Raw genomic sequence first — 25257 nt, 5'->3', positions numbered from 1 at the left:
CGCGCAATATCCACGCAAGCTGCCAAGCCGGCGCCGGAAATGCCGTCAGGCTCAGCCGGATATCCAATGTGGTTCCAGCAACGAATTCGTCAGGGATCAATAGGGCCACGCCACGCCTCACCATCCATTCATCCAGCCACCCCGCCGCATGCGCGAGCCTTTTGCCGGCCTTGATGAAGCTTGCATCGGTGGTGCGTGGGTTTCCTCTGGCGCGATTTCAGGCAGTGCAGCTGTCAACGTTTCGGTCACATCCTGCCGGCTGCCGTCGACGGGCGGCACCCCGAACTTCTTGGCAAGGCGACCGATATTTGGATTAAGCAGTTTCAACGCCGCTGTTGCGTATACCCTGCAGTCGAACGCTTCATTGCGCTCGCGGGTCTTGTGCCATTCGCGAATACCGAAACCTCGGACCGATCTTGTGACCAACTTTTCGGCGGTGATCTGGGCAAAATATTCTGCATCGCGATCGTTGGGAAAGTGACAATAGCCAGGGCCAGGCTGCTGGATACCCAACCTGCGGGTGACGACGACTTTCGCCTCGTCCACGCCGACGCCGAAAAGATCGACCTTACGCGCCCGCTTGCCGCTGGCCTTGCGCGACGGCGACGAAACGATCGGTCTCCCCCATCCCGGAACACCCTTGATCGCGAAGAGCCGCCTACCGGTTTTCCCGCGCGCATATTCATATGCCGCCTGGGTCATTCCGGCGGTGCCGCCGGTGTCCAGGCACGCCGCGCTGATTGCCATCTGCGCCCCGCTCTCATGCAGCCAGGTTTCAGAAAGCACTGCATCCAGATCGTCCCAGACGTCGCCCTGCAATGGATCGCCCCAAAGCACGCGATAATCTACCGACCAGCTTTCCTCGCCGGGCCCCCAGCCCACCACCTCCAGTTCCAGACGATCCATCTGCATGTCGATCCCCGCCGTCAACACAACGGCGCCGGCAGGAACGGGCGCGGCAAACACCTCGGCACGGGCGGCCAATCCCTCGGCCTCGACCTGCTCGCCTTGTTCTTCCCAGGTCTCGGCCAAGCTGATATTGATGAATGACTGAAGATCATTCGCCGCCCTCTTGTCCAGGAACGACTGCACGATTTCACGCAGCTTCCGAAAACAGGAATAAAGCTCGTTCAGGTGATAGGATGCGTGGCCGCGAAATGGTTTGGCGGCCTTCCAGCCGGCGCCCAACGCCTCGGCCTGCCGGATGGCAGAAACGCGCTCGCCATCCGTCCAGCGGGCGTGGCAGAACACCTCGCCGGTCTCGGGATCATGGTTGTCGCAATGATAGCGCGCAGTCTCGGGCAGATCCGTGCCGTCATCCGCTTTGTCCCATCTCACCCGCTCCCACCGCAGGGTCTGGTGGTGGCCGCAATATGGGCATGCAACGTGAAATCGCCGCTGATCGCCGGCCAGGAAGGCAGCCTCTATACGGCTTGCACCTTTAAAAGTCGGGGTTGAGATATCCAACAGCAGACGCTGATCGCCGAATGTTGCCGATCGTTGTGCCAGCAGTTCGACCGGGTCGCCTTCGTCCGCGCGATCATAGCCGTCGGTTTCATCGCAAACGATGAATGGCGCGGATCTGCCGCGCATCGTCTTGGGCGACCCTGCCCAACTGAACATCATGAAACCGCCCGGATAGGATTTCATGCGCTGATTGTTGACGCCGTCACGGCCGCGGGGCTTGGCGATCAATGCCTTCAGGCGAGGATTTGCATCCACAAGCGGATTGAACTTGGTTTCGAGCCATGTGGTCAGATCGCCCTGGCTCGGTTGCATCATGATCTGCGATGTCGGGTTCTGTTCGATCCGGTAGCCCTGCGCGCAAAGCGCAAGCAATGTCTTGCCCACCTGTGCACCCCACATCAGTGATACCCGGTAGCAGTCCGGATCGGCCGTCATGTCCAGGGGTTCGCGCTGATAGGGTGCATTCTCGAAGCGGATGGGGCCGGGAACGGCATTCCCAATAGGGATCACCACATTGCGCTGCGCCCAATCACTCGGCCTCAGATCCGGGGGCGGCTCGAGAAATTCCTGTGCTGATCGGACCGCAGCGGCGACTGCCCTACGATTGCTGAAATGCGAGGTCATTCTTCCCCCTCGTCTTCGGCAAGATCGTCGTATTCGACCAGTGTTTCACGCGCCAGAGCAAGCAGTGCCTGGTCGATTTCCTCCCGGAGTAAGGTCTTGATTTTGCGCTCATCCATTTCGCCCACGATCATCCGTGGAACACGATCCGGGATTGTGCGCATGTTCGAGCGCACCGCAGCGAAGGCCAGCGACATCGCGCGGGTCAGTTCGCTGATCGGCGCCACCTCGCGCTTTTCCCGCGCCAGCTTCAGTTCGGCCAACTCTGTCTTCGCGGCCAGCTCGCGCCGCATCAGTTCCTCTTCCGTCGCCTTCGCCGTCGAAGATAGCGAACTGCGCAGCCCGTCCTCGCGCCAGGCGATCACGTCGGCAGTATTGAACTGATAGGCCCGACCGGGTCACGTCCGTCAAGCTGGTGTAAATTCCTGGATGGCCTGAGGGCATGATCAGGCGGCTTTCGTGGTTATGCTGAGAATGGGGTCGATCTCCTCCTTGTCGATCTCGGCGAAGGCCTCGACCATCATGTAGCGGCTCGAGGTCTGCCATTCGTCGTTGGCTTCGAAGAGCACGGCGCCGATCAGGCGCATGATTGAGGCCTCGTTGGGGAAGATCCCGACGACATCGGAGCGCCGCTTTACCTCCTTGTTCAGGCGCTCGATCGGGTTGGTGCTGTGCAGCTTGGTCCTGTGCTGGCGCGGGAAGGACATGTAGGCCAGCACGTCATGCTCGCTGGCGTCCATGAGATCGGCCAGCTTGGGCCAGCGCGGGCGCAGTTGTTCGGCAACCTTGCGCCAGGTTTCGCCCGCATGGGCGCGGTCGGGCTGGTCGAAAGCCTGGCGGATCGCGGCGGCGACAACGGTGTGTTGGCCGCGCGAGACGTGGGCGAGAGCATTCCTGATCCAGTGAACGCGGCATCGCTGCCAGGTCGCTTCGAACACCCGGGCAATGGCTGCCTTGAGGCCGGTGTGGGCATCGCTGATCACCAGCTTGACCCCACTCAGCCCCCGGGCGCGGAGGGAACGCAGAAACTCGGTCCAGAAGGTCTCGGCCTCTGAGGGCCCAATGCCCAAGCCGATGATTTCCCTTCGGCCCTCGGTGTTGGCCGCCACCGCAATTATGGCCGCGACCGGCACGATGCGCCCGCCTTGGCGGACCTTGAGATAGGTGGCGTCGAGCCAGACATAGGGCCAGTCGCCGGTGAGCGGCCGGTTCAGGAACTCCCCGACCCTGTCATCGATATCCTTGCAGAGCTTCGAGACCGTGCTCTTCGATATCCCGCTGAGCCCCATGGCCTGCACCAGCTCGTCGACGCGGCGGGTGGAGACGCCGCCGATCCAAGCCTCCTGGATCACCGCCACCAGCGCCTGCTCGGAGGTCTTGCGGGCCTCGAGGAAGCCCGGGAAATAGCTGCCCTGCCGCAGCTTCGGCACCCGCAGGTTCAGCGTGCCCAAACGGGTATCGAGAGCGCGCTCTCGATACCCGTTGCGCCAGGTCGTGCGTTCACCGCTGCGTTCATGCCGGCCGGCGCCGATGATGCCTTCCACATCGGTCTCCATGATCAGTTGCAGCACGGCTTCGGCAATGCCGCGCAAGAAGTCGCCCTGATCGTGCTTGGCCAGAAGCTCGGACAGGTCCATGTTCGTCTTGGTCATCGGGGTCTCCGTAGGGGCCGTGGTTGAAGTCGCCAAACTCCACCTCGAACATACACCTCGATGGCCACCTGGGATCACACCGCCGACGGCGATGAAATTACACCAGCTCCTCGGACGCTAACCCCGACCGCGACCGCCCTCTTTGGCGACGGGACACCCCTGGGCAACCCAACGGTCAACGGTCGGGGGCGTGACCCCCATTGTATCAGCGAGGTCTGCGCGCGAGACGAGCTTGCCCTTGCGGGTCATGACACAACCTCAGCGATAAACATAAGACGCGATCGCAAAGGCCACCCACATGCAGATTTTGGCGGGGAATTGCCCCCCGCATACGATGCCCCTGCGAAAGAACCTGCAGCACGGGGGGGTGCGATGCCGATCCCGCAACACGACGCTGGACCGAAAATTCAATTACATCAGATACTTGAAGTTTGGCAACCTCAAGCGCCCGGCTTTCGTCTATCGCACCCCCCAGCGCGCGAACACGGCCCCTGAAAGCCCCACCGAAGCAATTGCCGCGCCGATCGCGGCCTCGAGATCAATTGCCAGCATGTGCGTGGCCGCATCGTAGTGGACGCCCCAGCCTGTCAGCATACCCGCCAGCATGCTCAGCATCGGCGACAGAACATAGATTGCCATGCGGACAAAGACAGAATTCATGTCAGACCTCAGAATGAAGGGCGGCCCAGGTTCTGGGCCCGATGATGCCGTCCTGATCGAGACCGGCGGATTTCTGCAGTTCCCGGACAGCCTGAACCGTCCGCGCCCCGAACCAACCGTCCACCGGTCCCGGATCGAAGCCTTGCTCGACAAGCTTGCCCTGGGCGATCCGCACCGCATCCCCGCGAGAGCCCAGGCCGATCTTGGGGCGCGCAGACACGTCTACGTCGGGGATGCGCCGCCACCGCTCGAAAGCGCGCGCCAGCCGGGTATGATAACCGTGATGGACATAGCCGGCCCCATTATACCCACGGGCGAATGCCGACCAGTCGTGCCGGCGCAGTTCGTCATCCAAGCCCTCGCTTTCGATAAAGCGGACCATGGCCTCCAGCCCTGCTGCCTCGCTGTCGCAAAATGCTGCCACCATGTCGCCGGGCGAGGCATAGCCGGCCGCGCGATGGTTGAACCCCATGATCTGCCCGATCCCCCAGCTGGCAGATCGTAGGGCGGCATTCGCATCGATCTTGAGCGCCAGCGCCAGGCGGGGATAGCTGTCGTCGGGATAGGGCCTGGCACCCCATTTCGGATATGCCAGCCCCGTCGACGCAGCAGCGGTGCGCTTTGGCACATCGCCCAGTTCGCGCCAGAACACATGGGGTTCGAACAGCATCCGCGGACGCCCCTGAGCGTCGAACCCACCCCCTGCGGTCTCGACCTCGAGAACGGCGCGAATTTCGTCCTCGCCCACGCCGATCAATCGGCCGATACGCGGAATGTCGATAGCCTGCAGCCGCTTCGCGCGGCCCTTGAACCCTGCCGGATACATGATCTTCGTCCTGTCTGATTGCGTTCCCCCGCCGGACACTGCGATCATCGCAACAGTGTCCAGGCGAGCATGCAGGCAATGAACACCAGCCATGTCCGCAGTTCGTCCCGCAGCCACAGGCGCAGCCAGTCAGGCATCCGACGGCCCCCCGCCTGAAATGCGGCGCGTATGCGCGTCCAGCACCCCCATGACCAGCTTGGTCAGGCTCATGCCGATGATCCCTGCCGCAAAGCCCGCAGTGCCCTGAACGTCGCCGCGCAAAGGTCCGATGTAACGCTCGATCAACACGACCATCAGCGGCGTGGCATAACTGGCCATCAACATTCCCACGAAGATCGAGGGGATGCCGTCGCGCAAACGGCGCCGTGAGGATACCAGCCACCTCACCAGCCCACCTGCCGCACCGGCCAGCGCCGCGCGCCCGGCCTCGCCGGTGATCCAGGCAAATATCAGCGCGCCATAAATAGCAATCTGGTCGGTCCAGCCTGGCTCGTGCATTCTTCCGCGATGATCGACCGCCAGCCCTGACCAGGCCCGCATGGCCGCCCCTTTTCCTGCATTGCACGGGCAAGTTGTCAGCCCGCCGCCTGCGGTTCCTCTGGCGGGATTTCGCCGTTAAGAAGGGGAATGGCATCGCACGCTCGCAGAGGGTGCTGGCGAGCACGGGATGATTACAAAGCACCCTGTGGATTATCCGATAAAGGATACTTGCAGAATTTTATCGTGAATATTTTGCGGTTGCGTTTGTAAAGCTGTTTGCTATCCTGCCAGGTTTCAGACTGGTTTTCCGACCCTGGCGCACCTGCCCGAAAACCGGCCAGCGCATCTATGCGAAGATGTACGGCTTCAGGGCATGGCCCATTTTGATCCCTGAATGATGGATCTCAGCGAGTAGATGGGGCGGGAAACCGCCCCATTTTCATTCTGCGGCGACTAAAGGCACACGAGCTTCAACCTCCCGTCTCACATTTGCGATGATTCTTCTGGAAAAACATCGCATGTTTGCGATTTTGACTTGGTGTGAACCCCACAGTATCGCAATACTGCGACATGGGCGGCGCAAGGCCAACCTGCTCAACCGGTCAGGGCAAGGATGATCGGAACTCTGGGAGACAAGGATGAGCTTCGAAACGCTTTCCTTGGTTCTTCAGACCCTGCAGCTGATCGTCGCGTTGATTGCCGTCGCTGTGATGATCAGCCGCAGGAAGTGAAGAAAGGGGCGGGTCGAAAGGCCCGCTCCACCAGAGAGATTAGCGCAAGGGAAAGATTCTTTCAATGACCGCAGATGATTTCAACGACTGGCTGGATCGAACGGGCCTTTCCGGCCTTCAGGCGGCCGAGGCGCTGGGCATCGCCAAGAATTCGGTCGTCAAATACCGCCGCGAGGGTGCACCACGGCACATCGCCCTGGCCTGCACGGCGATCTATCACAATCTTGGCGCCTGGAGGAAAGGACATGACCAGCCTTGAAATCCTGTCGCTGACCATGCAGGCGATCACCATGACTGCATGGATCGTCGTGCTGGCGCTTCTGCTCAGGCGCAAATAGGGCGCTCCTTGTGCAATCGCGGTCAACTCGGATCGGGCCGGCGGGCTTCTGCTCAGGCGCAAATAGGGCGCTCCTTGTGCTCGATTTTCGCAGCACGCTGCCCGTGCCCGTTTTTCTTACCTGCCAGTAGGTCGAAAAAACGGGCACGCTTGCGATTCTCGGTTGCGACGACCAGCGATCATCACGCCTGCCGCTGCTGCGCGGCGATGATGTTGGCGACCTGCCGGGGCGACAGCTCCACGACATCGGCGATCTCTCTGGGCGAGGCGCCATCCTGGTGCATCCGCAGCACTTCGCGATGCCGCCATCGACGCTGCAAGATCCGGCAATTGCTGGGCTGCAGGATCATGCCTCCGAACTCGCGCACCAGCAGGTTTGCCGCGTGCCAACCCACCATCTGCACCAGCGGATGATCCGGCCCCAGTCGCTTGGGCACATAAAGACAGACGCGCCAGTTGCGACCCGGCGATGGCGGCAACTGACCGATAAGTTGCAGCGTCCGCTGGCGCCCGATCACATCGGCGATTTCCTGGGCGCTGGGCGGCAGGGGCTCGCTATCATTCGCACTCTGGGGTGGAGCTTGCCCGGACTCGATCAGCCAGCGTGTCACTTCGGTGCAATCGAAACGCGGGCCAGCAATCCCCGGGGCGGCAGGAACAGTGGGCGCACCCATCTGCACCCAACGCCGCACCTGCGCGTGCTCGACCCCGAACAGATCGGCCAGTTCCCCTGCACCGATCTTCCGACCCTTCAAGCGATAGTGCCGAAACCGGGCCTGGTCACTCATATCGTCACGGCCCCCGCCTGTCGGCCGCAACTTCATAAACCTTCAACCCCGCAAACTTGGGCACCGCGGTGACGGTGACCGCCCCGACCACCGCCAACCGTTCAAGCGTCCTGATCGCTTCCGCCATGCTGACCGCAGCGCGCAAGGCGTAATCCTCACGCGTAAGCGGGACGAACTCGCCCTTGCGGCGGAACGGCTCAAGCGCGTGCGGCGGCAATTCCCAGACATTCACCCTTTCGACCTGGCGCGCAATTCTGTCGGCCGTTCCACCCATGACGCGGGCAATCGCTGCCGTCGAAACACCCGCACCGGCGGCGCGCTGCACGACATGCCGCCGCGCGGCGCGCACAGCCGGCCGGCTGCCGTCGGCCTGAATTTCCTGTGCCGGGATGCCACTGTCGGCCGCGATCTCTTCCAGGATAAGGGTAACGACGTCCTCGCCCGGCAGCGGATCGTCAGAACAGTCCAGCCCTGAGAGCATCTGATGGATGCGCGAATTCGACAATGCCCCGCCCAGCGCCCGGGAAATCGCCTGATGGCTTGCCCTGGCGCGGCGGCACAATGTCATGAAACGGCGCCGCGCCAGCTTCGCCTGCGGGCTGGCATCCTTACTGCAGATCGTTTCAACCGAAACGCCCGTATCTGATGCCACCTGTTCCAGCAGGCCGTGCAGCTTCTCGGCAGTCGGTCTGGTCATGACGATACTCCTGTCCAGCCTTGCAATGCGGCCTCGACGTCCTCGACCGATCGCACCACGGCAACCAGGCAGCCCAGCGCCCGCAGTCGCTGGTGCAGCGCACGCTGGTCGGCATCCGGGTAATTGCCCGGCGCCTTCACCTCGAACAGGCAGATGCGGGGGCCCGGCAACAGGCACTGCAGGTCGGGAAAGCCCTTGACCGTGCCCATGGCCTCGTTCCTGGAAATCTGCCGCATGATAGCCAAACCTGACATGTCGATACTGTTGGGGCTGTGGTGGATGATGGCTTCGGGAAAGCGCGCGCGCAGATGGGCCACTATCTGCCGCTGGATCGGTCCCTCGACATCGCGGCGCCTTTTGCCCTTGCGCGGGCGCTGGGCACGCAAGGCTGCTGCTGTCATCCGGGACGTCATCGCCGTGCTTTCCCCTTATCCAGATCAATTTCCATGCGATCCATCGCCCAGCGCAGGGCGCGCTGTTGATCCAGACCGTCGCGATCCCGGCGTTTCAGCGTCACGGCATAGGCGACGCCTATTTCCTCGGCCCCCCACAGGATTTGCCTTCTCCGGGGCAATCCGCCGGCGCTGCCCCGGCGGGTAATCTCGATCATCTCAGCGCCACACAGACGGACGGTGATCATGCCGACGCTACATTCCGCCCCGGCTGTTCGTGATGCGTCCCCGCGACCCAGCACGTTCGCGACGCTGCAATCAATGCCACCTTTCGCGCGGCGCTGGGCGTCTGCGGGGCAGCGGGTCGAACGATCTGCGCGCATTGTCATGGCTTTGGCTCTGGCTTGGTCGCGATCGCCGTCAGATAGGCTGCCATCAGCATGTCGCGGCATCTGGGGCTGGCACTGGCGCGTGTCCAACGGTTGAACTGGTAGATGCTGATCCCCAGCCATTCCGCCGCAGCCTTGCGCGAAACGAAGCTGCGGCACCCGACGCGCGTTTTCCGGGCAGCTGAACGATTGCCAGGCCGGCTGTTACCCATGCCGACGCGGTTCAGATTGCCGTGCCGGTTCAGGTGGTATTGCAGGGTGGGCATTGCAATGCCCGCGGCCTCCAGGAACGCCCGTTGGGACGGATACCATGTGCCGTTCTTGTCAACGACCGGACAGGGGGCAATCCTCATGCGCTCACCCCACTGCGGCGCAGATCCTGGCGGGTGACAAGCCCCCGGTCCAGCATGTGGCGCGCCAGGGCAGCGCTGATTGCCGATGGCGGCACAAAGGCCCCTGCCGCCAGCTTCGGCGCCCACAGCCCCGCCAGCGCGTCCAGGTCCACTTCGCGTGGTGGCGCAGGGAGCCGGGCCACAGGACCGACCGGCCTATCCTGCCAGCAGCGATCCAGCAACCAGTTCGCTGGCAGCTTGGCAAACCCCCGCCTGACCCGCTCGTCGTCGTGATAGGCGCGTGCGGCGGCGAGAACCGCGTTGACCGTCCTGGTGGTGACCACTCGCCGCCATGCCCGCCGTGCGGCGTTCTGCTGCTCGGGCAGCGGATAGATGGCCCAGAACTGTGCAAAGGCTTCGTCCAGGTCGATGTCGTTCTGGCTCTCGGCTTCGGCGTCGGCAGGGTTCGGGTCATCGTCATCGGATCCAGGTTCTGAACCCACCCCCGCCTCGCGCGCCGCGCGCGCGTCAGGTTCCCTTTTAGGTTCCCTTACAGGGTTACTGGTGTCTCGATTTGAGACACGGATTTGGCCATTTTTGAGACACGGATTTGCCGGATTTTGAGACACGGTTTCCGTGTCTAGATTTGAGACACGGCTATCGGTTTCGTTCACTGCTTGTTCCGCCCCCGCCGCGACCGGAACGGGGGCCAGTTCCGGGCAGGCCGGGAAATCGACATGGGGCGGATCGTCGAAATCGATGGCCAGGATGTATTGGGTCGCAAGCTGCTTCCGGGTGGCCGGATGCACCCGCGCAACGCGTCGGATCAGCCCCGTTGCCTCAAGATCGGTCAGATACCGGTTCAGGGTGGCGCGGCTCATGTTGCAGTCATGCGCCAGCAGCGCCTGCTCGGGGCGGCACAGCTTGCTGTCCTTGTTATGGCGGTCGGCCAGCTGGATCAGCACGATCCACGCACCAGGCTTCAGGTGGCGCTGTTCCAGCGCCCAGTTCATCGCGCGATGGCTCATGGCGTTTCACCCCATGGCATAGGGAATATCCTGCTCATGCCCCACCTCGACCCGGCGGACTGCGGTGCGACGGCATTGACACGGAGAGCGCGCGGCATGTCCATGCTGTCGCGCGCCGCGAAACCTGTGTCCCTGGATGCATGTGCGATCTGTGGCCCATGTCGTGCCCCTGTTGCTGCGCCCAGCGCCGGGCAGCCGGATGTTGCTGCTGCCGCGGGCATCATCTGCGCCTCCACGGATAGTGGGCGGCAATTTCGGCCGGGGTGATTTCGCCGCTTTCGGCCTGGTCGGCCGCGAACACGCGCCGTGTGGCCATGCGCAGGCTGTCCGCGCTGACCCCCAGCGATGCCGCGATAGCCGCCAACGCCTCGCCTCGCCGAGCCCGTTGGTCCGAGCCGCCGGCCAGTCCCAGGACAGCAGCAGCGCCAGGAAATCCCAGCCCGGCATGTCCAGCGTATGGCGCAGCCAGCGGCCATGCCCGTCCCGGGCATTGATCTCGCAGAACGGCGGATTGGTGATGATCGCCCGCGCCGGGCTGCGGTCGAACGAATAGAAATCAGCCACGACCGCGTCATCGCAACCGCGGTCGATCAGGTCGGAGGCATGACAGTCGAGACCGAAGGCCCGTATCTCGCGCACCAGCGCCCCATCGCCGCAGGCCGGTTCCCAGACGCCACCGCATTCGCGAATCCGCTCGCCGTCACGGGCCAGCAGGCCGCGCACCGCCTCGGGCTGGCCCGTCGGGTAGAAATCCTCGGCCCGGCGAACCTCGACACGCGGCCGGACATGGACCGGGGCCTCAGGCATCAGCGGCAGCGGCTCTTTAACCGTCGCGCCCTGGCCACTGATGGCCCGGAAAAGCGGCTTGGCGGATAGCGCGGTCATTCTACACCTCGTCCGCACCCGTTCAGGCGACGAGCACCCCAGAAGCTTGTGGCTGCGCGTGATCCATCCACTAAATATGGATTGAACTGTTCCCTGTTCGTGCCAGAAAATGGGAGGTGCAGGACGACTCGCGCCAACGAGTCGCCCTGCGGGTGAAGCCGCTGCACTCGCACAGACAGCGGCACCACAGCAGCCACGTGGAAGGAAGAACCATGGCTACTTACTATCACCCGGAAACGGGTGTCTTGCTGAACCATATCACGGTTCAGCGGTCTAGCCTTGACGACAAGGAGGCAGCAACCGCTCGCCTGCTCTACCAGCAAGGCCTCAAGCAGCAACACATTGCAGCAATGCTCGGAACCAACCAAGGCCGGGTAAACGAAGCGCTTGGCCATGGCAATGGTAGGAGCGGCGGTCGCCAAGGCCAAGGTTCGCTGTTTTGAGCGCCGGCGGCGGTTCGCTCCGCTGCCATAAAAAAGGATCGGGCGGCAAGCTTGGGGGCAGTTCGCCCGATCCAACACGCAGAGGCAGATTCGCCCCTTACATTGTGTAGTATAAAACACAAAACGCTTGCGGTCGCCACCTTCCTTGTGTATCAGTATACACAAGAAAGAGGGGCGGAAATGGAACGCAACAGCCGGAAGCTGATCAAGATGCTGGAAGCGGACGGCTGGGTCCGGGTCGCGGTCAAGGGCGATCACTGGCAGTTCAAGCACCCGGAGAAACCCGGCCGCGTGACCGTTCCGCACCCGAACAAGGACATCAAACCCGGCACCGTCATGTCGATCTATCGACAGGCCGGTTGGCGCTGAAAGGAGACCAGCATGCGTTACGTCGCTTTCCTGCATACTGACGAAGCCGGCGGCTTCGGCATCAGCTTCCCCGATTTTCCCGGCGCCATCTCGGACGGCGATACGGTCGAGCAGGCCATCCAGCGCGGCGAGCAGGCGCTGGCTTTCCACGTCCAGGGCATGCGCGAGGACGGCCTCGACGTCCCTGCCCCCCGCAGCGTTGACGATATCCTGGCCGATCCCGCCCTTGCCGAATGGCGCGAAGGGGCGCAGATCGCCCATGTCGCCCTGATCCTGGACCGCGGATCGCCCAAGCGGGTGAACATTTCCCTGGACCCGGGCCTTCTGGACGCCATCGACGCCGAGGCGGCGCGGCGCGGCATGACGCGCAGCGCGTTCCTGTCCTCGGCGGCACGGGCGGAGATCCATGCGGCGCACTGACAACGGCGCCGCTTCCGGCCAGGACAATTCGCCCGCCAGAGATGCTCTCATCGGCAAGGACGGCGAGGTCCGGGAACTGGACGACACGTTTTTCGCCACAGCGAAGCGCGGCCGCCCGGCCATGCCTGCCGCCGAGCGGAAAGTGCGCATGAACCTGATGATCGAGCCCGAGATTGCCGCCCAGCTCGACAAGCTCGACAACAAGAGTGCCTTCGTGAACGAGGTGCTGCGCAAGGCGCTGGGGTAACCGGCAGCGATCATTCCGCACCTCCGACACCGGCCCGCGCGTCCGCCTGCATGATCTTGACCAGCAGATACTGCGAATAGCGCGGTGTCATGCCTGGGACAAATGCCGGCGCAGATGCGCTTCCGAAACACCCATGGCCAGCGCCGCCGCGCGGATCGACGGAAATCGCGGCCGTGGATCCGCACCGGTTTGGAATTGTGCCGGGTCCAGCGCCGAGGCGCCTTCGCGCCCAGCCCCGCGCGGTCTGCGTCACCGCGCTGGCGCAGCTGGTGGCCGATCGAAGTCGGAGCGATGCCCAGAGCGGCCGCAGCCATCGAGATCGACGGATAGACCTTGCCGCGCACCCGGACCGGAACGCAGGACGGGTGATGCGGGCGATGCTGAACCTTGCCCTCGCGCAGACGGCGGCGCCAGTCGGCCTGGCGCTCAATCTCGGCGGCGCGGCAGGCGTCGCAGCGGCACCTGTAATACTGATAGCCGCGAGACGTGCCATGTGGGATGCTGTCAGAGGGCGAGGAGGTCATTGCTTCCGCGCCCCCTTGATCTTGTGGAAAAACTTTTCCGACTGCGACTTGAACCGGGCAGCCGCGGCGGAGGATGCCCCCGCCAGCCGCACGGCCCGCCGGTGACGGGCCGCATAATACCGCTGGGCGATGCGCCACCAGATCCGCATCACTGCACCTCCGGATCGATGACCTGAAACACAGACTCGGCACCGACCAGCGCGATCACCTTCAGCACATAGCGGAAATGCGGGGCGTTCTCGCGGCGCAGCCAGTTGCGCACCGTGCGCGGCGTCACCGGGCGGCTGTCCGAGGTCAGCACATCCGCCGCCAGCTCGGCCAGTTCGTTCTCGCTCCGGGCATCCGGGAACGCCCGCCACAGCAGCCCGGCGAACCAGGCGCGCTCGGCCTCCTCGCCGCCGCATTTTCGGAAAGACATTTCAGATGATCCTGTGCTGTTGTGTCCGCGTGCAGACGGACGATCACCAGAACGGAAAGAGGGCGCGGGATGATGAACGGTCATGCCGCGTCCTCGGAGGTTTCGCGGGGCCAGTGATCATCAAACCAGCGCATCGCTTGATTGAAGCGACGCACAGTGATGTCCGCTCCGGCGCGAAGGGCGCTGAGCTTCTTCGTATCGCCGAAAACGCGATAAGACACCGTGGTATCATCCACGATCCCAGATGCCGCCTTGTAGGCGTCAGCGCGGGAGATGAGGGCATCGATCTCAATCATGAGATAGATATGCGGTCATATGACCGCGCCGTCAATGGTCATCTTACCGCTACCGCGTTCGGCATGAGGCGGCAGAATGACCGCATGACCATGAAAGATATCCTGAAGCGTATTTCAGATCGCAGCGCCCAGCTGGGATTGACGGATAACGCGCTTTCGCTGAGGGCCGGACTGTCGCGAGACGGAATCCGGAACTGGCGGCGGCGAACTGAAGGCGGTGAGGAGGCGGGGGCGACTGTCACAGCCCTTGCCGGGGTAGCAAGCGCACTCGGCGTTTCAGAAACCTGGTTGATCCACGGCATTGGTGAGGGACCGGATCGGCCATCGATTGCGGTTGCAGGTCAAGTTGGTGCAGGCGCTGCGGTCCCGCTGGTTGATGCTTACGCCAAAGGCGATGGCCTTTTCCGAGTTGCCGCCCCGGCGCAGCTGCTGCGACACGGTCCGCCGCGCGGGATCGTTGCGGTCGAGGTCGAAGGCGATTCCATGGTGCCGATGTATCAGCCGGGCGACGTGCTTTTCTACACGCGCGCCACCCATGAGGGCATCCCGGAGGAGGACATCGGCCGTCCCTGCATCGTCGAGGATGCCGAGGGCAATGCCTGGGTCAAGCAGGTGAAGCGCGGCGACGAGCCCGGTCTGTTCCACTTGATCAGCCTGAACCCGACCTCGGAGACCAGGCACAACCAGCGCATCAAGTGGGCGGCGCGGGTCAGGCTGGCGCTGCCGGCCGAGATGGTTGAGCGGCTGTGACGGGACAAGAAAATGGACAAACAAGGCAAACTTGCCGAAAGTGATCTGGCGAGGATCAAGCAAAGCCTCGCGACAAGGCTGAAATCAGCGTGCTGGAACTGTGGCGAGCAGGACTGGCTAATATTCCCCACAGCCCTTGGGGAGGCGTTCTATGATGCTGAGGGTCAGTATCTGACGTCTGCTTACCTAGCCCCCAAAGTGCGCCTTACTTGCAGAAATTGCGGGAATATTGTCTATTTTTCAGCGGAATCGATGGGATTGAAGACGGAGCCGACAGATGGCTGAGCATGTGCGCCTTGAGGTTGACAATACAGGCAGCACACCCCATCCTCAGAGGCGCAAAGAAGGCGGGGAACCGCCTGGGGGAAACATGGAACCTCGCATCGCCAAGCTGGAAGCACAGATGGATGCGGCCCGAGATGATCTTCGGAGCCTGAAGGCCGCATGCGAAAGCCTGAAGGACAGCGCGAGCGACCTGAAAGCCGCCATGGCAAGGATCGATGCCAAGCTGGATAGCAAGATCGACTACAAGTGGATGACGGTCTATGTGCTGGGCATCGTCGCGGTCATCATGCGCGAAGAGATCATCGGCTGGTTCAAGTGATCCGGCTTGGAAGCCTTTTGCGTCTCTCGACAACCCAGGCAGACCATCCCAGCACCCGAACCCCCAACGAGTAACGCGGTAGCGGCAACCGAAGCCCTTCACGATTCGGACATCCCTTCCGAACCAGATCATCATCACTCCCAGCCCGTCACCCGGCGGGCTTTTTCATGCGCCGTGGCCCGGCGCCGGCGGGTGCGCACCGTCGCCCACCCTGCGGGCAGGATAGCAGGGCGAATCAGATGGGTGAAGCGGATATGCGGTCATACTACCGCCTTTTCTGTTGACTGCGGTAATCTGACCGCGTAACGATAACCCATCGGCACCCCGCCGACTGGGAGAACTCCGGTGACGACAGCACCCCTCAAGACCGAGACGCAGGCGGCCGAGGCTTCGGCTGCTGGTGATCTGATTGTGCGTTTTCGCGATGGGCAGGAACTCATGATCCGCAACGTCAGCGCGAAAGACGCCGACACCCTGTCCGGCCACTTGGCCAACATGCCCATGGACGGGATTTCGAACTGCTTTGCGGCCATTCGCCAGCCCGAGCGGTCCGTGGCGATCAACCTGGTTGATGTGTCCGCCGTCCGGTTCAAGCCTCAGGGTGCAGCATGACCCCCGCTCGCAATCATTTCTCGGTCGAGGGTGCGCGTCGGCGGCGGGTCGAGGCCGAGGCGGATGAGATCGCCATGCGGGCCGTGCATCGGCGGCAGGATGGCGTTCCCGTTCATGACTTTGCGCCTGGCGGCGACCCCTTCGTGATCTACGGGGTTCCCGAGGCTGATGGCCGAGGTTCCGATCGTCGGCCGATCGCCTGGGGCGTGGTGTTCATCTGGATCGGGGTTCTGGTGCTGGTGCTCGCCGGGATGGGGATCGGCCTGCTGGTCGGCCGTCTGGACGGTCAAGCGGTGCTGGACCTTCTGTCGCCCACGGCCGTGCAGGCGCGCGAGGCGGGCTGGGTCGCTTTATCGGAGGGCTCGGCGAGGCTTTTGCCATGAGCAAGCCTGCAGATCGGCGCCGCGCGCTTTCGCCGGGGGCATGCCGGTGATGATGGCGGACTATCTGCGCGCCATCGAGTTGTGCCAGCGCGTGCTGGCCGAGGTTCCGGCCATCGGCAACACGCCCCTGGCCTGCGAGATCCGCGAGCTGCTGGCCGACGCGCGGCGGCCGCTGAATGAACGGGGGGTTCCGCCCCTCGCCCGAGATGGGTGCCGTTGATCGCTTGTCGCACCCTCACTGGCTGGCCGCTCTGGCTTGAGTTCCTCCCTCCCTTCCGTGTCCGGAGCGGCCAGCACCTTTCCTTTCACACCGCGCCCGGCGGTTCCGGGCTTTGCAGAAAGAGGACTTGTTGATGAACACCGCAACCGCTGCCGCACCTGTCGCGGCGCCCGAGGCCACCGACCGTCAACCGCAGATCGCGGTGTTGGATCGCGGCTTTGTCTATGTCGGCTACTGCAGCGTGGAGGGTGGCACGCTGACCGTCACCGGCGCGCAGTGCATCCGCCGCTGGGGCACCTCGCGCGGTCTGGGCGAGCTGGCCCTGGAAGGGCCCAAGGCCAACACCAAGCTGGACCCGGCCGGAACGCTGCACGCGCCCGTGGGCTCGGTCGTGCACCTGATCGACGCTGTCCCGGCCGTCTGGGACAAGCACCTGGCGGGCGCGTGACATGGGTACGGACAGCACCGAGGCCCCCTCCCTGATCGCCGATCAGGGAGCATCTGCGACATACGACGCACCGGGCGTTCCGGTGATCCAGCAGGGCAGTGCGATACATAGCAGCTACGGCGACGGCTACGGCGACGGCTACGGCGACGGCGACGGCGACGGCTACGGCGACGGCTACGGCGACGGCGACGGCGACGGCGACGGCTACGGCTACGGCTACGGCGACGGCTACGGCTACGGCGACGGCTACGGCTACGGCTACGGCTACGGCGACGGCTACGGCTACGGCTACGGCTACGGCGACGGCTACGGCTACGGCTACGGCTACGGCGACGGCTACGGCGACGGCTACCTGCCGACGCATGAGGGCGAGATGCCGCAGGACAGTGAGGTGATGCCGTGCGAATCCTGATCGGCTGCGAGACTTCCGGGGTGATGCGGCGCGCGTTCGCCGCGCGCGGTCATCCGGTCTTGTCGCTTGGGTCCGGGGCAATTTTTCCACACTTGCAAGGAAACGCCATGTCATCCATCGCAACCACGCCCGCGCCCAGCGCCGAATGGCCCGCGGCACATGACGCCGACCCGGCTTGCGACATCTGCCTGGGCGATGGCCTGCGTGCCGATGGGGAAACCCCCTGCCCCTGCCTGCGCCGTCAGCGCGGGATCGTGCCGGCACTGCGCTGGGTCAGGATGCCCGGCCCCGGTCAGACGCGCGGCGAAGGTCAATGGGTCGAGCACTTGGGATCTGACGCCGAATGGGAATGGCTGCGCGGCACCGGCTACCTGCCGACGCATGAGGGCGAGATGCCGCAGGACAGTGAGGTGATGCCGTGAAAAAGCCGCTGAACCGCCCCCAAGTCATGGAAACTGTCGCCGACCTGCGCAGATGCATCAATGTCCTGCCCCGCATCTCTCACGAGCTGGGCGACATGATGGATCAGCACCGCCAACACCGCGCCGCGGCTGAACGCCTGGGCAGATACCTGACCGATACTTATGGCGCCAGGATCGCCCAGCGCCCAGAAATCACCCGCATCACCATGCACGGCATCAGCGCCTCCAGCACCGGCGGTATGCACGCTGCGTTCCGGAACTGGGTCGCCGCCGCCGAACGCAAGCTGTCGGAGGTAGAACAGTGACCGCCCACTTCCGCCCCGTCGAAGTCGGCGATCAGCCGCAATACGAGCTGGCGCAGCAGGCGGCCCCGCAGCTGCTGTGGGTCGATATCGCCAGCCTGGTCATGGATGACAGGTATCAGCGCCCTCTGGGGCCTGCCAACTACGCGGCAATCCGCAGGATCGCGCAGGATTTCAGGTGGTCGCGCTTCTCGCCAATCGTCGTGGCCCCGGTCGAGGGCGGACGCTATGCGCTGATAGACGGCCAGCATCGCGCCCATGCGGCTGCGATGTGCGGCATAGCGTCCATCCCGGCGATGGTGGCGCTGGTCGCGCCCGAGGAACAGGCCTTGGCATTTATCGACATCAACACCCGACAGATTGCAGTGTCGCAGCATCAGATTTACCGCGCGGCACTGACGGCCGGGGAACCCTGGGCGATAGCCTGCCGCGATGCCGTCGCTTCTGCCGGCTGCCAGCTGATGACCGCCAAGTGGTCGCACAAGGACAAGCGCCCCGGGATGGTTTTCAGCATCAGTCTTGTCCGTCAGCTGGTCGCGGCAGGCAAGGGCGATGCTGTGACGGCCGGGCTGCGGGCGCTGATGGATTACGACCCCACGGCGACGGCCAATTTTTCCGATCTGCTGCTGCGGCCGTGGCTTATGGCGGCGGCGGAAACATCGGCGACAACGGATGACCTGCTGACGACGCTGCGCGCCAAGCGGCCTTGGCTTGTCATCGAGACTGCGGACCGCGCGGCGAAGGAGACCGGGCAGCCGGCCGCCCATATGCGCAAGCGCGCGTTCGTCGCCGCGATCAAGGACACGATGGCAAAAGCTCGAAAGGAAAGCACCCGATGAACATGCAACGCCTGCCGATGAAGGAAACCGACGCAGACATCGCCGAACGCAATTGCATCTATGCCATCGCCGAACTGCGGCAGTTCATCGAGCAATACGAGCAGCTCGAAGCCGAAAAGAAGGATGTGACCGGACAGCAGAAGGAACTGATGGCCGAAGCCAAGGCGCGCGGCTACGACACCAAGGTCATGCGCAAGGTGGTCGCGCTGCGCAAGCGCAACAGGGACGATGTGGCTGAGGAGGACGCCATCATGGCGCTGTATCTCGCCGCGCTGGGGATGAGCGATGCGCGGCCTTCGCTCGAAGGGGTTGCCGCACAGGCCGATCATTCCGGCTTGTAGGCATGGCTTCGGCAAGGCTCAGGCAGAACCGGGAACTATGCTGATGGGACGCCGTGTTACATTTACCGAGGCGCAATTGCGCCGCGCCATGAAGGTCGCGCGCCAGGCAGATGCGCGCGCGATCGTCGAGGTGACGGCCGACGGCACAATCCGTATCCTGCCCGAGGCTGTCCGCACCAGTATTTCCGAAGTTGACAGATGGTTCGAGGCGAATGACCAGGGTTAAGCTTCAAGGCATCAACCGCGTTCGAAAGCGGCTTGCCGACGGCAGCGTCCGCGAACACCACTATGCCGGTCGCGGCAAGGGCGCGGTGAAGTTCTGGGACAGCGCATCCCCTGTCCGCGTCGGATCGCCCGAATATGTCGAAGCCTTTGCCAGAGCGTCGCGAATCAGCACTCCCGCAAAAGGCAAGTTCCGGTCGGTCATCCTGCGATTTCTGGAAAGCCAGGATTTCAGCGGCCTTGCGCAGCGAACACAGTCCGATATGCGCAAATCGTTCTTCCATCCGACGAACGGCATCGACCAGAAGTTCGGCGATGCACCTCTGGCGGCCTTCGACGACCCCCGTATCCGCCGCCAGGCACTGGATTGGAGGGACAGGATCGGTGGCAAGGTGGGCGACGACCGGATCAGGCACCTGCAGCGTCTGGTGGCGTTCGCCCTCGACAGGGCGATGATTCGCCAACACCACCTCATGGGGATCAAGTCGACATACAAGAGTCAGCGGGCAGAGATCTTCTGGATGCCCGAGGAAATCGAAAGGTTCCGCAAGCACGCGCCGAATCACGTCTGGCGCATCCTCGCCATCGCCTTGGAAACCGGACTGCGGCCGGGCGACCTGGCCAATCTGTCGCGCGAACACATCCACAGGACGCCGCACGGACATCGGATCGTGATCTGGACCCAAAAGCGCCGCCGGCTCGCTTCGATACCGGTCACCGCAACCATGGCCGAGCTGATAGCCCAGACCCCGGCCCACCAGCAGCGCCTGATCGTCAACAAGGCAGGCCACCCCTACCAGCATGAAAACTATCTCGGGGACGCGGTTTCGGAATGGCGGGACAAGCTGAACATCCGCAGCGAACTGCGCCTCTATGATGCCCGCGGCACGGCGGCCACGCGTCTGCTCAGCGCTGGCGCAGAACTAAAGGAAATAGCCACGCACATGGGCTGGTCGATCAAGCACGCATCAGAGGTGATCGAACGCTATGTTGCACTTTCTCCGGGGATGACGGACGGCCTGGCAGAGAAGCTGAACAGGGCCGAATCCCGAACAAGGTTGCAAACCGGCGTGCAAACCGGCGATCCCAAGCGATAGCTAAGTGATGGTCGGGGCGAGAGGATTCGAACCTCCGGCCTACGGTACCCAAAACCGTCGCGCTACCAGGCTGCGCTACGCCCCGATTCAGGGGCTGTCTAACGGCTGCGGCGATCAGGTGAAAGCGAAAACTGTTCGCGGCCGGATACTAGCGACAGGGCGCAGCAGCCGCGTCCTGCGGCACAGCCGGATGCGTCAGCGCCATGCCCGGTGCAATCCCCAACCGGGCCGCATCGCCACCTGGCAGTTCCAGCACCAGCAGCCGGTCTGGCCGGGAATCCCCCGGGGCCGCGCCGGGGATCGGCGTTTCATCGAGCGGCCGCGCCATCGGGTGGATGTGGCGCACCACCCCGCGCGAATCGAAAAACACGATGTCCAGCGGGATCAGCGTGTTGCGCATCCAGAAACTGACAGGTTGCGGCTGTTCGTAAACGAAAAGCATCCCGTGGCCGGGCGGCAGATCCTTGCGGAACATCAGCCCGCGCGCCCTTTCATCGGGCGTGGACGCCAGTTCCACCGATACCGGGATGCGCCGGCCATTCCCGGACAGCACGGCATGGTCGGACGCACAGCTTTCAGCCAGCGCCGGGTCGGCCAGACTGACCAGGGATGCCAGAACAATCCCTGCGGCCCGCAGGATCATACTGCGCTCGCCACCAGCCGCGGTTTAGCGAGCGCGGTTCCTCCCCCCAGGGGCTGAACGCGCACCTCTTGCGAGGCCCTTTCCCAGGAAACGATTTGCGCCGCCATCAGCCCGCGCCGACCATCGACCACGCGCAACGCCACCGCCTCGCCCACCGCCAGATCCGAAAAGCCGGAATGCCGCAGAACCTCGACATGCAGGAACACGTCCGCACGTTCGCCGAAGATATTGGCAAAGCCGAATCCCTTGGCCTTGTCGAACCATTTCACCCGCGCCGGCAACAGCGGCAGTTGCGCGATTTCCTCGGGGGTGGATGCGCAAAGATCGGCAATCGGCGGCATCGGATCGGCGGCTGGCGGCGTGATCTCGAGGATCTCGACAGCCTGCATTCCCCGCGCCGTCCTCTGCACCATGGCAATGATCGCAGAACCCTCGGCGACCGAACCTTGCCCGAAATTGCGCAGCACGTTGGCATGCAGCAGAATATCGCCGCCACCCTGAGGATCGCTGATGAAGCCGAATCCCTTGGTCCCGTCGAACCACTTTACGACGCCGGCGATCCTGCGCTGCTCATCGTCGTCCATGACCATCTTGCCAAACTACCTGCATACGAACAGTCGAATCCAAAACTGCCAACCTGGCGCTGCCTAACTGAACAGGTGCAGCGGCAAGTTGGTTAGGTTTTCCATACCATGGAGTTTTCGATCCGAGGCATCAAGGGCTAAGACGGACGATATGCCACGAACTTTGCGTTAATTCGCCGACGGCCGAGGTTTCCGCCCCCCGATCCGGGGCCTGATCGTTAGCATTGCTTTTGGTCCAGCGAAAGCGATCGTGCAGCCGAAAGGCGCCATCGGCCCAGAACTCGATCTGCACCGGACGGATTCGATACCCGCCCCAGTGGGGCGGCCGCGGCGGATTCAACCCCAAAGCAATCCCCTGCCGCGCCACATCCGCCATCAGCGCGGCACGGCTTTGCAGTGGCCGGCTTTGTCGCGATACCCAGGCGCCGATGCGCGACTGCAACGGGCGCGAGGCGAAATAGGCATCGGCCAGTTCCGGTTCGACCCGGCTGACATGTCCCCGCACGCGGATCTGGCGACGCAGCGATTTCCAGTGCATCACAAAGGCCGCCATGCCCGTCGCCTCGATCTCGACCGCCTTGGCGCTTTCATAGTTGGTGTAGAAGACAAAGGCGCCGTCGGCCCCCGAGCCTTCGATATCCTTCAGCAGCACCATGCGCACATCGGGCATCCCCTGCGCATCGACGGTCGCCAGGGCGATGGCATTGGGGTCGTTCGGCTCGCTGGCGGCAGCTTCCTTCAGCCAGGCGCGGGCGATGGCAAAGGGGTCGTCCCCCGCGAAAATACCGCTCCGGTCGCTCATGCCGTGATGTCCGCCAACACTTGATGCCTCCTTGCAGTTGTCCTAATCCTGCTGCAACCGAAGAAGCGCGAGGGGCAGCATCATGTCAAGTGAAGCCGGAAACGGGCTGATGAAAGGGCGTCGCGGCCTTATCATGGGGCTGGCCAATGACAAGTCGATCGCCTGGGGCATCGCCAGAGCGCTGGCCGACCAGGGTGCCGAGCTGGCGTTTTCATATCAGGGCGAGGCGCTGAAGCGCCGGGTCGAACCGCTGGCGGCGCAGGTCGGCTCGGACCTCTTGGCGGAATGCGATGTCGCCGACGAAGCCTCGATCGACGGGCTCTTCGCCACCATCGGGCAGCGCTGGGACAGCCTGGATTTCATCGTCCATGCCATCGGATTTTCCGACAAGGAACAGCTGCGCGGGCGTTATGCCGATACCACCCGCGACAACTTCCTGATGACGATGGATATTTCCGTCTATTCCTTCACCGCCGTGGCCCGGCGTGCCGCGGCGATGATGCCGCGCGGCGGCGCAATGCTGACGCTGACCTATTACGGCGCCGAACGGGTGATGCCGCATTACAACGTCATGGGTGTGGCCAAGGCCGCGCTCGAGGCCAGCGTGCGCTATCTGGCCGAAGATTTCGGCAAGGACGGCATCCGCGTGAACGCCATCTCGGCCGGCCCGATCAAGACATTGGCCGCGTCGGGCATCGGCGATTTCCGCTATATCCTGAAATGGAACGAGCTGAATTCGCCCCTGCGCCGCAATGTCAGCCAGGAGGACGTGGGCAAGTCCGCCCTTTATCTGCTGTCTGACCTCGGCTCGGGCGTGACGGGCGAGACCCATCACGTGGACGCCGGCTATCACATCGTCGGCATGAAGGCCGTGGACGCACCCGACATCGCCACCACCCGCAAGGACTGATCCGCGGCATGAGCGTCGAGCAGCTTGTCGCGCTTGTTTCGGCGCTGTCCCTTGCGATCCTGACCCCCGGCCCGGCGATCATCGCCGCGGTGCAGACGGCCTTCGCCCATGGCCGGGCCCAGGCCCTGCCCTATGCGCTGGGGCTGGCCACGGGCGCCTCGCTGTGGTGCATCTTCGCACTTTTGGGCCTTGCCGTGATCTTTCAGCTGCACCCGGGCTGGTTTGCCGCTTTCAAGGTGCTGGGCGGGCTTTACCTGCTGTGGTTCGCGCTGCGGCTGTGGCAGGCCGCCACCCAGCCGCTGCCGGCCGCCGCCAGCGGGCGCAGGGGGTTTTTCGGCGGCATCGCGCTGAACCTGTCGAACCCCAAGCCGGCGCTGTTCTATGCCGCGCTGATCCTGTCGATCTTTCCGCAGGCGGTCGGGCCGTTGCAACAGGGGCTGATCTATCTGACATGCCTCGGCACGGAATTGTTCTGGTATGCGGCCGTGGCGGTTCTGATGTCGACAGCGGCCATGCGCGCGCGCTATTTTGCGGCAAAATTCTGGATCGACCGCGCCGCCAGCCTGGCCATGGCCGGGCTGGGGCTGTTGTTGATCCTCAACCATTAAGGAGCCAGCCAAGCATGACCGATCGCCTGCCCCATGAACGCGGATTCCACATAAGCTGGGACCAGATCCACCGCGATGCCCGCGCCCTGGCCTGGCGGCTCGAGGATCGGCAATGGCGGGCCATTCTGGCGATTACCCGCGGCGGGCTGGTTCCGGCGATGATCGTTGCCCGCGAACTGGACATCCGGGTGATCGATACCATCTCGGTCAAGTCCTATCACGGCAAGGGCGGGCAGGAGCGCGGCGAGGTCACGGTGCTGAAGGCTCCCGATCCCGCGGTGATGCAGGACGGTGACGGCATCCTGGTCATCGACGATCTGGTGGATTCGGGTCGGACGCTGGAACACGTGCGCACCATGTATCCCAAGGCGCATTTCGCCACTGTCTACGCCAAGCCCAAGGGGCGCCCCATGGTCGAAACCTATGTGACCGAGGTCAGCCAGGACACCTGGATCTTCTTTCCCTGGGATATGGCCTTGCAATACGTCCAGCCCTATCGCGGCGAGGACTGAGCCGGTCGCAGCCCCTGCTGCCATGCCGGCAATTTTACCGGCAGCGCGGGGAAGCCGTGCTATCATCACCCCACGGCATCCAGGTCCTGCACCCCGCCTTGTCGCGCGGCGCGGGCCCAAGGGCGCCGATGCATTCTGATGCGGGGTGAAAGATCATGAAGATTTTTTCGGCTTTCATCGCGGCCGGCGTGTTGATCGTGTCGCTGGGCACGGCACAGGCGCAAACGGTCCTGACCGGTCAGGGCGGGATGACGCTCTATTCCTTTGACAAGGACAAGGACGGCGTCTCGGCCTGTTATGACAAATGCGCGGTCAACTGGCCGCCCTATCTGGGCAAGCAGGGCGACACCATGCCCGCGGGCTGGACACTGGTGCCGCGCAATGACGGCACCATGCAATGGGCCCATGGCGGCAAGCCGGCCTATTACTACATCGGCGACAAGAAACCGGGCGATGCCACCGGCGACGGCATGGGCGGCGTCTGGCATGTGCTGAAGCCGTGATGCCGCCGGCGCCGGCCCAGGGTGGCCGGCGCGCCTGCATC

Annotated in this window: 40 protein-coding genes and 1 tRNA gene; 22 read left to right on the top strand and 19 right to left on the bottom strand. The window is 63.7% G+C overall.

Going from position 1 to position 25257, the window contains the following annotated elements:
- Positions 1–117 precede the first annotated feature (117 nt).
- The 6 genes from GB880_RS07000 to GB880_RS06970 all read right to left on the bottom strand — a co-directional run bounded on the left by GB880_RS07000 (position 118) and on the right by GB880_RS06970 (position 5766).
- Positions 118–2091, bottom strand: coding sequence for a phage terminase large subunit family protein (locus GB880_RS07000; RefSeq protein WP_154494164.1), 1974 nt, complete (start codon positions 2089–2091; stop codon positions 118–120).
- Positions 2088–2453, bottom strand: coding sequence for a terminase small subunit (locus tag GB880_RS06995; RefSeq protein WP_154494165.1), 366 nt, complete (start codon positions 2451–2453; stop codon positions 2088–2090). Before GB880_RS06995 ends, GB880_RS07000 begins: the two co-directional genes overlap by 4 nt.
- Before the next feature lie 81 nt (positions 2454–2534).
- Complete coding sequence (locus tag GB880_RS06990; protein WP_013654810.1) at positions 2535–3740, bottom strand: IS256 family transposase; 1206 nt, start codon at positions 3738–3740, stop codon at positions 2535–2537.
- Positions 3741–4199: 459 nt separating this feature from the next.
- Positions 4200–4400 (bottom strand): hypothetical protein, encoded by a 201-nt coding sequence (locus GB880_RS06980; protein WP_154494103.1) that lies wholly within the window; start codon positions 4398–4400, stop codon positions 4200–4202.
- Position 4401: 1 nt separating this feature from the next.
- Complete coding sequence (locus tag GB880_RS06975) at positions 4402–5226, bottom strand: N-acetylmuramidase domain-containing protein (protein WP_154494104.1); 825 nt, start codon at positions 5224–5226, stop codon at positions 4402–4404.
- Between the two features lie 129 nt (positions 5227–5355).
- Positions 5356–5766 (bottom strand): hypothetical protein, encoded by a 411-nt coding sequence (locus tag GB880_RS06970; protein ID WP_154494105.1) that lies wholly within the window; start codon positions 5764–5766, stop codon positions 5356–5358.
- Positions 5767–6501: 735 nt separating this feature from the next.
- Here GB880_RS06970 and GB880_RS06965 point away from each other — a divergent pair.
- A complete protein-coding gene (locus GB880_RS06965) occupies positions 6502–6696 on the top strand; it encodes a hypothetical protein (protein ID WP_154494106.1) in 195 nt (64 codons plus the stop codon).
- Between the two features lie 260 nt (positions 6697–6956).
- Here the strand turns inward: GB880_RS06965 and GB880_RS06960 are convergent, their stop codons facing one another.
- The 7 genes from GB880_RS06960 to GB880_RS06930 form a co-directional block, all read right to left on the bottom strand.
- Positions 6957–7562, bottom strand: coding sequence for a hypothetical protein (locus GB880_RS06960; protein WP_154494107.1), 606 nt, complete (start codon positions 7560–7562; stop codon positions 6957–6959).
- 4 nt (positions 7563–7566) lie between these two features.
- Positions 7567–8259 carry a hypothetical protein gene (locus GB880_RS06955; protein ID WP_154494108.1) on the bottom strand — a complete coding sequence of 231 codons (693 nt, stop codon included), beginning with the start codon at positions 8257–8259 and terminating at the stop codon, positions 7567–7569.
- Positions 8256–8660, bottom strand: a complete 405-nt coding sequence (locus GB880_RS06950) for a VRR-NUC domain-containing protein (RefSeq protein ID WP_195840834.1) — start codon at positions 8658–8660, stop codon at positions 8256–8258. The genes GB880_RS06955 and GB880_RS06950 overlap by 4 nt, the downstream gene beginning before the upstream one ends.
- 8 nt (positions 8661–8668) lie before the next feature.
- Entirely contained in the window at positions 8669–8899 is a 231-nt protein-coding gene (locus GB880_RS06945; protein WP_154494110.1) for a hypothetical protein, read from the bottom strand.
- A 137-nt stretch (positions 8900–9036) separates the two neighbouring features.
- The gene (locus GB880_RS06940) at positions 9037–9393 is read right to left on the bottom strand and encodes a hypothetical protein (RefSeq protein ID WP_154494111.1); all 357 of its coding nucleotides are present in this window, start codon (positions 9391–9393) and stop codon (positions 9037–9039) included.
- Positions 9390–10400, bottom strand: a complete 1011-nt coding sequence (locus tag GB880_RS06935) for a helix-turn-helix domain-containing protein (RefSeq protein WP_154494112.1) — start codon at positions 10398–10400, stop codon at positions 9390–9392. Before GB880_RS06935 ends, GB880_RS06940 begins: the two co-directional genes overlap by 4 nt.
- Positions 10401–10406: 6 nt before the next feature.
- A complete protein-coding gene (locus GB880_RS06930) occupies positions 10407–11285 on the bottom strand; it encodes a hypothetical protein (RefSeq protein WP_154494113.1) in 879 nt (292 codons plus the stop codon).
- Between the two features lie 212 nt (positions 11286–11497).
- On the opposite strand from GB880_RS06930, the gene GB880_RS06925 reads away from it, so the two are divergent.
- From GB880_RS06925 to GB880_RS06910, 4 genes are all read left to right on the top strand, one after another.
- Positions 11498–11728, top strand: a complete 231-nt coding sequence (locus GB880_RS06925; RefSeq protein WP_154494114.1) for a hypothetical protein — start codon at positions 11498–11500, stop codon at positions 11726–11728.
- Between the two features lie 180 nt (positions 11729–11908).
- Positions 11909–12097: a type II toxin-antitoxin system HicA family toxin gene (locus GB880_RS06920; RefSeq protein ID WP_028716902.1), complete on the top strand. Its 189-nt coding sequence runs from the start codon at positions 11909–11911 to the stop codon at positions 12095–12097.
- Positions 12098–12109: 12 nt separating this feature from the next.
- Positions 12110–12517 carry a type II toxin-antitoxin system HicB family antitoxin gene (locus GB880_RS06915; RefSeq protein WP_028716903.1) on the top strand — a complete coding sequence of 136 codons (408 nt, stop codon included), beginning with the start codon at positions 12110–12112 and terminating at the stop codon, positions 12515–12517.
- Positions 12504–12764, top strand: coding sequence for a hypothetical protein (locus GB880_RS06910; RefSeq protein ID WP_154494115.1), 261 nt, complete (start codon positions 12504–12506; stop codon positions 12762–12764). The genes GB880_RS06915 and GB880_RS06910 overlap by 14 nt, the downstream gene beginning before the upstream one ends.
- Before the next feature lie 672 nt (positions 12765–13436).
- Here the strand turns inward: GB880_RS06910 and GB880_RS06905 are convergent.
- Together GB880_RS06905 and GB880_RS06900 are read right to left on the bottom strand one after the other, a co-directional pair.
- Positions 13437–13706, bottom strand: a complete 270-nt coding sequence (locus GB880_RS06905) for a hypothetical protein (protein WP_028716904.1) — start codon at positions 13704–13706, stop codon at positions 13437–13439.
- Positions 13707–13786: 80 nt separating this feature from the next.
- Positions 13787–14002 (bottom strand): hypothetical protein, encoded by a 216-nt coding sequence (locus GB880_RS06900; protein ID WP_154494116.1) that lies wholly within the window; start codon positions 14000–14002, stop codon positions 13787–13789.
- Between the two features lie 84 nt (positions 14003–14086).
- Between GB880_RS06900 and GB880_RS06895 the strand changes: the two genes are divergently transcribed.
- From GB880_RS06895 to GB880_RS06835, 13 genes are all read left to right on the top strand, one after another.
- Positions 14087–14752, top strand: a complete 666-nt coding sequence (locus GB880_RS06895) for a S24 family peptidase (protein WP_154494117.1) — start codon at positions 14087–14089, stop codon at positions 14750–14752.
- A 277-nt stretch (positions 14753–15029) separates the two neighbouring features.
- On the top strand, positions 15030–15356 hold the full coding sequence (locus GB880_RS06890; protein WP_154494118.1) for a hypothetical protein: 327 nt from the start codon (positions 15030–15032) through the stop codon (positions 15354–15356).
- Positions 15357–15701: 345 nt separating this feature from the next.
- Entirely contained in the window at positions 15702–15968 is a 267-nt protein-coding gene (locus GB880_RS06885; protein ID WP_154494119.1) for a hypothetical protein, read from the top strand.
- A complete protein-coding gene (locus GB880_RS06880) occupies positions 15965–16351 on the top strand; it encodes a hypothetical protein (RefSeq protein ID WP_154494120.1) in 387 nt (128 codons plus the stop codon). The genes GB880_RS06885 and GB880_RS06880 overlap by 4 nt, the downstream gene beginning before the upstream one ends.
- A gap of 49 nt (positions 16352–16400) precedes the next feature.
- Positions 16401–16571 (top strand): hypothetical protein, encoded by a 171-nt coding sequence (locus GB880_RS06875; protein WP_154494121.1) that lies wholly within the window; start codon positions 16401–16403, stop codon positions 16569–16571.
- A 133-nt stretch (positions 16572–16704) separates the two neighbouring features.
- Positions 16705–17019: a hypothetical protein gene (locus GB880_RS06870; RefSeq protein ID WP_154494122.1), complete on the top strand. Its 315-nt coding sequence runs from the start codon at positions 16705–16707 to the stop codon at positions 17017–17019.
- Position 17020: 1 nt separating this feature from the next.
- Positions 17021–17431: a hypothetical protein gene (locus GB880_RS06865; protein WP_263466989.1), complete on the top strand. Its 411-nt coding sequence runs from the start codon at positions 17021–17023 to the stop codon at positions 17429–17431.
- 107 nt (positions 17432–17538) lie between these two features.
- A complete protein-coding gene (locus GB880_RS06860) occupies positions 17539–17853 on the top strand; it encodes a hypothetical protein (protein ID WP_195840822.1) in 315 nt (104 codons plus the stop codon).
- A complete protein-coding gene (locus GB880_RS06855; RefSeq protein WP_154490736.1) occupies positions 17850–18158 on the top strand; it encodes a hypothetical protein in 309 nt (102 codons plus the stop codon). The genes GB880_RS06860 and GB880_RS06855 overlap by 4 nt, the downstream gene beginning before the upstream one ends.
- A 200-nt stretch (positions 18159–18358) precedes the next feature.
- Positions 18359–18994 (top strand): ParB N-terminal domain-containing protein, encoded by a 636-nt coding sequence (locus tag GB880_RS06850; protein ID WP_263466987.1) that lies wholly within the window; start codon positions 18359–18361, stop codon positions 18992–18994.
- Positions 18991–19335 (top strand): DUF2312 domain-containing protein, encoded by a 345-nt coding sequence (locus tag GB880_RS06845; RefSeq protein WP_327077738.1) that lies wholly within the window; start codon positions 18991–18993, stop codon positions 19333–19335. Before GB880_RS06850 ends, GB880_RS06845 begins: the two co-directional genes overlap by 4 nt.
- A gap of 43 nt (positions 19336–19378) precedes the next feature.
- Positions 19379–19561, top strand: coding sequence for a hypothetical protein (locus GB880_RS06840; protein ID WP_154490742.1), 183 nt, complete (start codon positions 19379–19381; stop codon positions 19559–19561).
- Complete coding sequence (locus tag GB880_RS06835) at positions 19548–20654, top strand: tyrosine-type recombinase/integrase (protein WP_154490745.1); 1107 nt, start codon at positions 19548–19550, stop codon at positions 20652–20654. The genes GB880_RS06840 and GB880_RS06835 overlap by 14 nt, the downstream gene beginning before the upstream one ends.
- Positions 20655–20662: 8 nt before the next feature.
- Here the strand turns inward: GB880_RS06835 and GB880_RS06830 are convergent.
- The 4 genes from GB880_RS06830 to pdxH form a co-directional block, all read right to left on the bottom strand.
- Positions 20663–20739, bottom strand: a tRNA-Pro gene (locus GB880_RS06830).
- Positions 20740–20802: 63 nt separating this feature from the next.
- Positions 20803–21297: a DUF192 domain-containing protein gene (locus tag GB880_RS06825; protein ID WP_154490748.1), complete on the bottom strand. Its 495-nt coding sequence runs from the start codon at positions 21295–21297 to the stop codon at positions 20803–20805.
- The gene (locus GB880_RS06820) at positions 21294–21887 is read right to left on the bottom strand and encodes a cold-shock protein (RefSeq protein WP_154490751.1); all 594 of its coding nucleotides are present in this window, start codon (positions 21885–21887) and stop codon (positions 21294–21296) included. The genes GB880_RS06825 and GB880_RS06820 overlap by 4 nt, the downstream gene beginning before the upstream one ends.
- Before the next feature lie 124 nt (positions 21888–22011).
- Entirely contained in the window at positions 22012–22683 is a 672-nt protein-coding gene (pdxH, locus tag GB880_RS06815) for a pyridoxamine 5'-phosphate oxidase (RefSeq protein WP_154490754.1), read from the bottom strand.
- Between the two features lie 82 nt (positions 22684–22765).
- Here pdxH and fabI point away from each other — a divergent pair, with 82 nt between their 5' ends.
- From fabI to GB880_RS06795, 4 genes are all read left to right on the top strand, one after another.
- On the top strand, positions 22766–23593 hold the full coding sequence (fabI, locus tag GB880_RS06810; protein WP_154490757.1) for an enoyl-ACP reductase FabI: 828 nt from the start codon (positions 22766–22768) through the stop codon (positions 23591–23593).
- A gap of 8 nt (positions 23594–23601) precedes the next feature.
- Positions 23602–24201: a LysE family translocator gene (locus GB880_RS06805; RefSeq protein ID WP_154490760.1), complete on the top strand. Its 600-nt coding sequence runs from the start codon at positions 23602–23604 to the stop codon at positions 24199–24201.
- A gap of 14 nt (positions 24202–24215) precedes the next feature.
- Entirely contained in the window at positions 24216–24713 is a 498-nt protein-coding gene (gene gpt / locus GB880_RS06800; protein WP_154490763.1) for a xanthine phosphoribosyltransferase, read from the top strand.
- Between the two features lie 155 nt (positions 24714–24868).
- Positions 24869–25216: a COG4315 family predicted lipoprotein gene (locus GB880_RS06795; RefSeq protein WP_154490766.1), complete on the top strand. Its 348-nt coding sequence runs from the start codon at positions 24869–24871 to the stop codon at positions 25214–25216.
- Positions 25217–25257: the final 41 nt, after the last annotated feature.

The organism is Paracoccus sp. SMMA_5_TC, assembly GCF_009696685.2.
Lineage (GTDB): Bacteria > Pseudomonadota > Alphaproteobacteria > Rhodobacterales > Rhodobacteraceae > Paracoccus.
This window is presented reverse-complemented; position numbering and strand designations above follow the sequence as displayed.

Bases quoted from the DNA above. Each gene is read 5' to 3' on its own strand.
- GB880_RS07000 (WP_154494164.1), bottom strand. From the start codon at position 2,091: ATGACCTCGCATTTCAGCAATCGTAGGGCAGTCGCCGCTGCGGTCCGA.
- GB880_RS06990 (WP_013654810.1), bottom strand. From the start codon at position 3,740: ATGACCAAGACGAACATGGACCTGTCCGAGCTTCTGGCCAAGCACGAT.
- GB880_RS06980 (WP_154494103.1), bottom strand. From the start codon at position 4,400: ATGAATTCTGTCTTTGTCCGCATGGCAATCTATGTTCTGTCGCCGATG.
- GB880_RS06975 (WP_154494104.1), bottom strand. From the start codon at position 5,226: ATGTATCCGGCAGGGTTCAAGGGCCGCGCGAAGCGGCTGCAGGCTATC.
- GB880_RS06970 (WP_154494105.1), bottom strand. From the start codon at position 5,766: ATGCGGGCCTGGTCAGGGCTGGCGGTCGATCATCGCGGAAGAATGCAC.
- GB880_RS06965 (WP_154494106.1), top strand. From the start codon at position 6,502: ATGACCGCAGATGATTTCAACGACTGGCTGGATCGAACGGGCCTTTCC.
- GB880_RS06960 (WP_154494107.1), bottom strand. From the start codon at position 7,562: ATGAGTGACCAGGCCCGGTTTCGGCACTATCGCTTGAAGGGTCGGAAG.
- GB880_RS06955 (WP_154494108.1), bottom strand. From the start codon at position 8,259: ATGACCAGACCGACTGCCGAGAAGCTGCACGGCCTGCTGGAACAGGTG.
- GB880_RS06950 (WP_195840834.1), bottom strand. From the start codon at position 8,660: ATGACAGCAGCAGCCTTGCGTGCCCAGCGCCCGCGCAAGGGCAAAAGG.
- GB880_RS06945 (WP_154494110.1), bottom strand. From the start codon at position 8,899: ATGATCACCGTCCGTCTGTGTGGCGCTGAGATGATCGAGATTACCCGC.
- GB880_RS06940 (WP_154494111.1), bottom strand. From the start codon at position 9,393: ATGAGGATTGCCCCCTGTCCGGTCGTTGACAAGAACGGCACATGGTAT.
- GB880_RS06935 (WP_154494112.1), bottom strand. From the start codon at position 10,400: ATGAGCCATCGCGCGATGAACTGGGCGCTGGAACAGCGCCACCTGAAG.
- GB880_RS06930 (WP_154494113.1), bottom strand. From the start codon at position 11,285: ATGACCGCGCTATCCGCCAAGCCGCTTTTCCGGGCCATCAGTGGCCAG.
- GB880_RS06925 (WP_154494114.1), top strand. From the start codon at position 11,498: ATGGCTACTTACTATCACCCGGAAACGGGTGTCTTGCTGAACCATATC.
- GB880_RS06920 (WP_028716902.1), top strand. From the start codon at position 11,909: ATGGAACGCAACAGCCGGAAGCTGATCAAGATGCTGGAAGCGGACGGC.
- GB880_RS06915 (WP_028716903.1), top strand. From the start codon at position 12,110: ATGCGTTACGTCGCTTTCCTGCATACTGACGAAGCCGGCGGCTTCGGC.
- GB880_RS06910 (WP_154494115.1), top strand. From the start codon at position 12,504: ATGCGGCGCACTGACAACGGCGCCGCTTCCGGCCAGGACAATTCGCCC.
- GB880_RS06905 (WP_028716904.1), bottom strand. From the start codon at position 13,706: ATGTCTTTCCGAAAATGCGGCGGCGAGGAGGCCGAGCGCGCCTGGTTC.
- GB880_RS06900 (WP_154494116.1), bottom strand. From the start codon at position 14,002: ATGATTGAGATCGATGCCCTCATCTCCCGCGCTGACGCCTACAAGGCG.
- GB880_RS06895 (WP_154494117.1), top strand. From the start codon at position 14,087: ATGACCATGAAAGATATCCTGAAGCGTATTTCAGATCGCAGCGCCCAG.
- GB880_RS06890 (WP_154494118.1), top strand. From the start codon at position 15,030: ATGGCTGAGCATGTGCGCCTTGAGGTTGACAATACAGGCAGCACACCC.
- GB880_RS06880 (WP_154494120.1), top strand. From the start codon at position 15,965: ATGACCCCCGCTCGCAATCATTTCTCGGTCGAGGGTGCGCGTCGGCGG.
- GB880_RS06875 (WP_154494121.1), top strand. From the start codon at position 16,401: ATGATGGCGGACTATCTGCGCGCCATCGAGTTGTGCCAGCGCGTGCTG.
- GB880_RS06870 (WP_154494122.1), top strand. From the start codon at position 16,705: ATGAACACCGCAACCGCTGCCGCACCTGTCGCGGCGCCCGAGGCCACC.
- GB880_RS06865 (WP_263466989.1), top strand. From the start codon at position 17,021: ATGGGTACGGACAGCACCGAGGCCCCCTCCCTGATCGCCGATCAGGGA.
- GB880_RS06860 (WP_195840822.1), top strand. From the start codon at position 17,539: ATGTCATCCATCGCAACCACGCCCGCGCCCAGCGCCGAATGGCCCGCG.
- GB880_RS06845 (WP_327077738.1), top strand. From the start codon at position 18,991: ATGAACATGCAACGCCTGCCGATGAAGGAAACCGACGCAGACATCGCC.
- GB880_RS06840 (WP_154490742.1), top strand. From the start codon at position 19,379: ATGGGACGCCGTGTTACATTTACCGAGGCGCAATTGCGCCGCGCCATG.
- GB880_RS06835 (WP_154490745.1), top strand. From the start codon at position 19,548: ATGACCAGGGTTAAGCTTCAAGGCATCAACCGCGTTCGAAAGCGGCTT.
- GB880_RS06825 (WP_154490748.1), bottom strand. From the start codon at position 21,297: ATGATCCTGCGGGCCGCAGGGATTGTTCTGGCATCCCTGGTCAGTCTG.
- GB880_RS06820 (WP_154490751.1), bottom strand. From the start codon at position 21,887: ATGGTCATGGACGACGATGAGCAGCGCAGGATCGCCGGCGTCGTAAAG.
- pdxH (WP_154490754.1), bottom strand. From the start codon at position 22,683: ATGAGCGACCGGAGCGGTATTTTCGCGGGGGACGACCCCTTTGCCATC.
- fabI (WP_154490757.1), top strand. From the start codon at position 22,766: ATGTCAAGTGAAGCCGGAAACGGGCTGATGAAAGGGCGTCGCGGCCTT.
- GB880_RS06805 (WP_154490760.1), top strand. From the start codon at position 23,602: ATGAGCGTCGAGCAGCTTGTCGCGCTTGTTTCGGCGCTGTCCCTTGCG.
- gpt (WP_154490763.1), top strand. From the start codon at position 24,216: ATGACCGATCGCCTGCCCCATGAACGCGGATTCCACATAAGCTGGGAC.
- GB880_RS06795 (WP_154490766.1), top strand. From the start codon at position 24,869: ATGAAGATTTTTTCGGCTTTCATCGCGGCCGGCGTGTTGATCGTGTCG.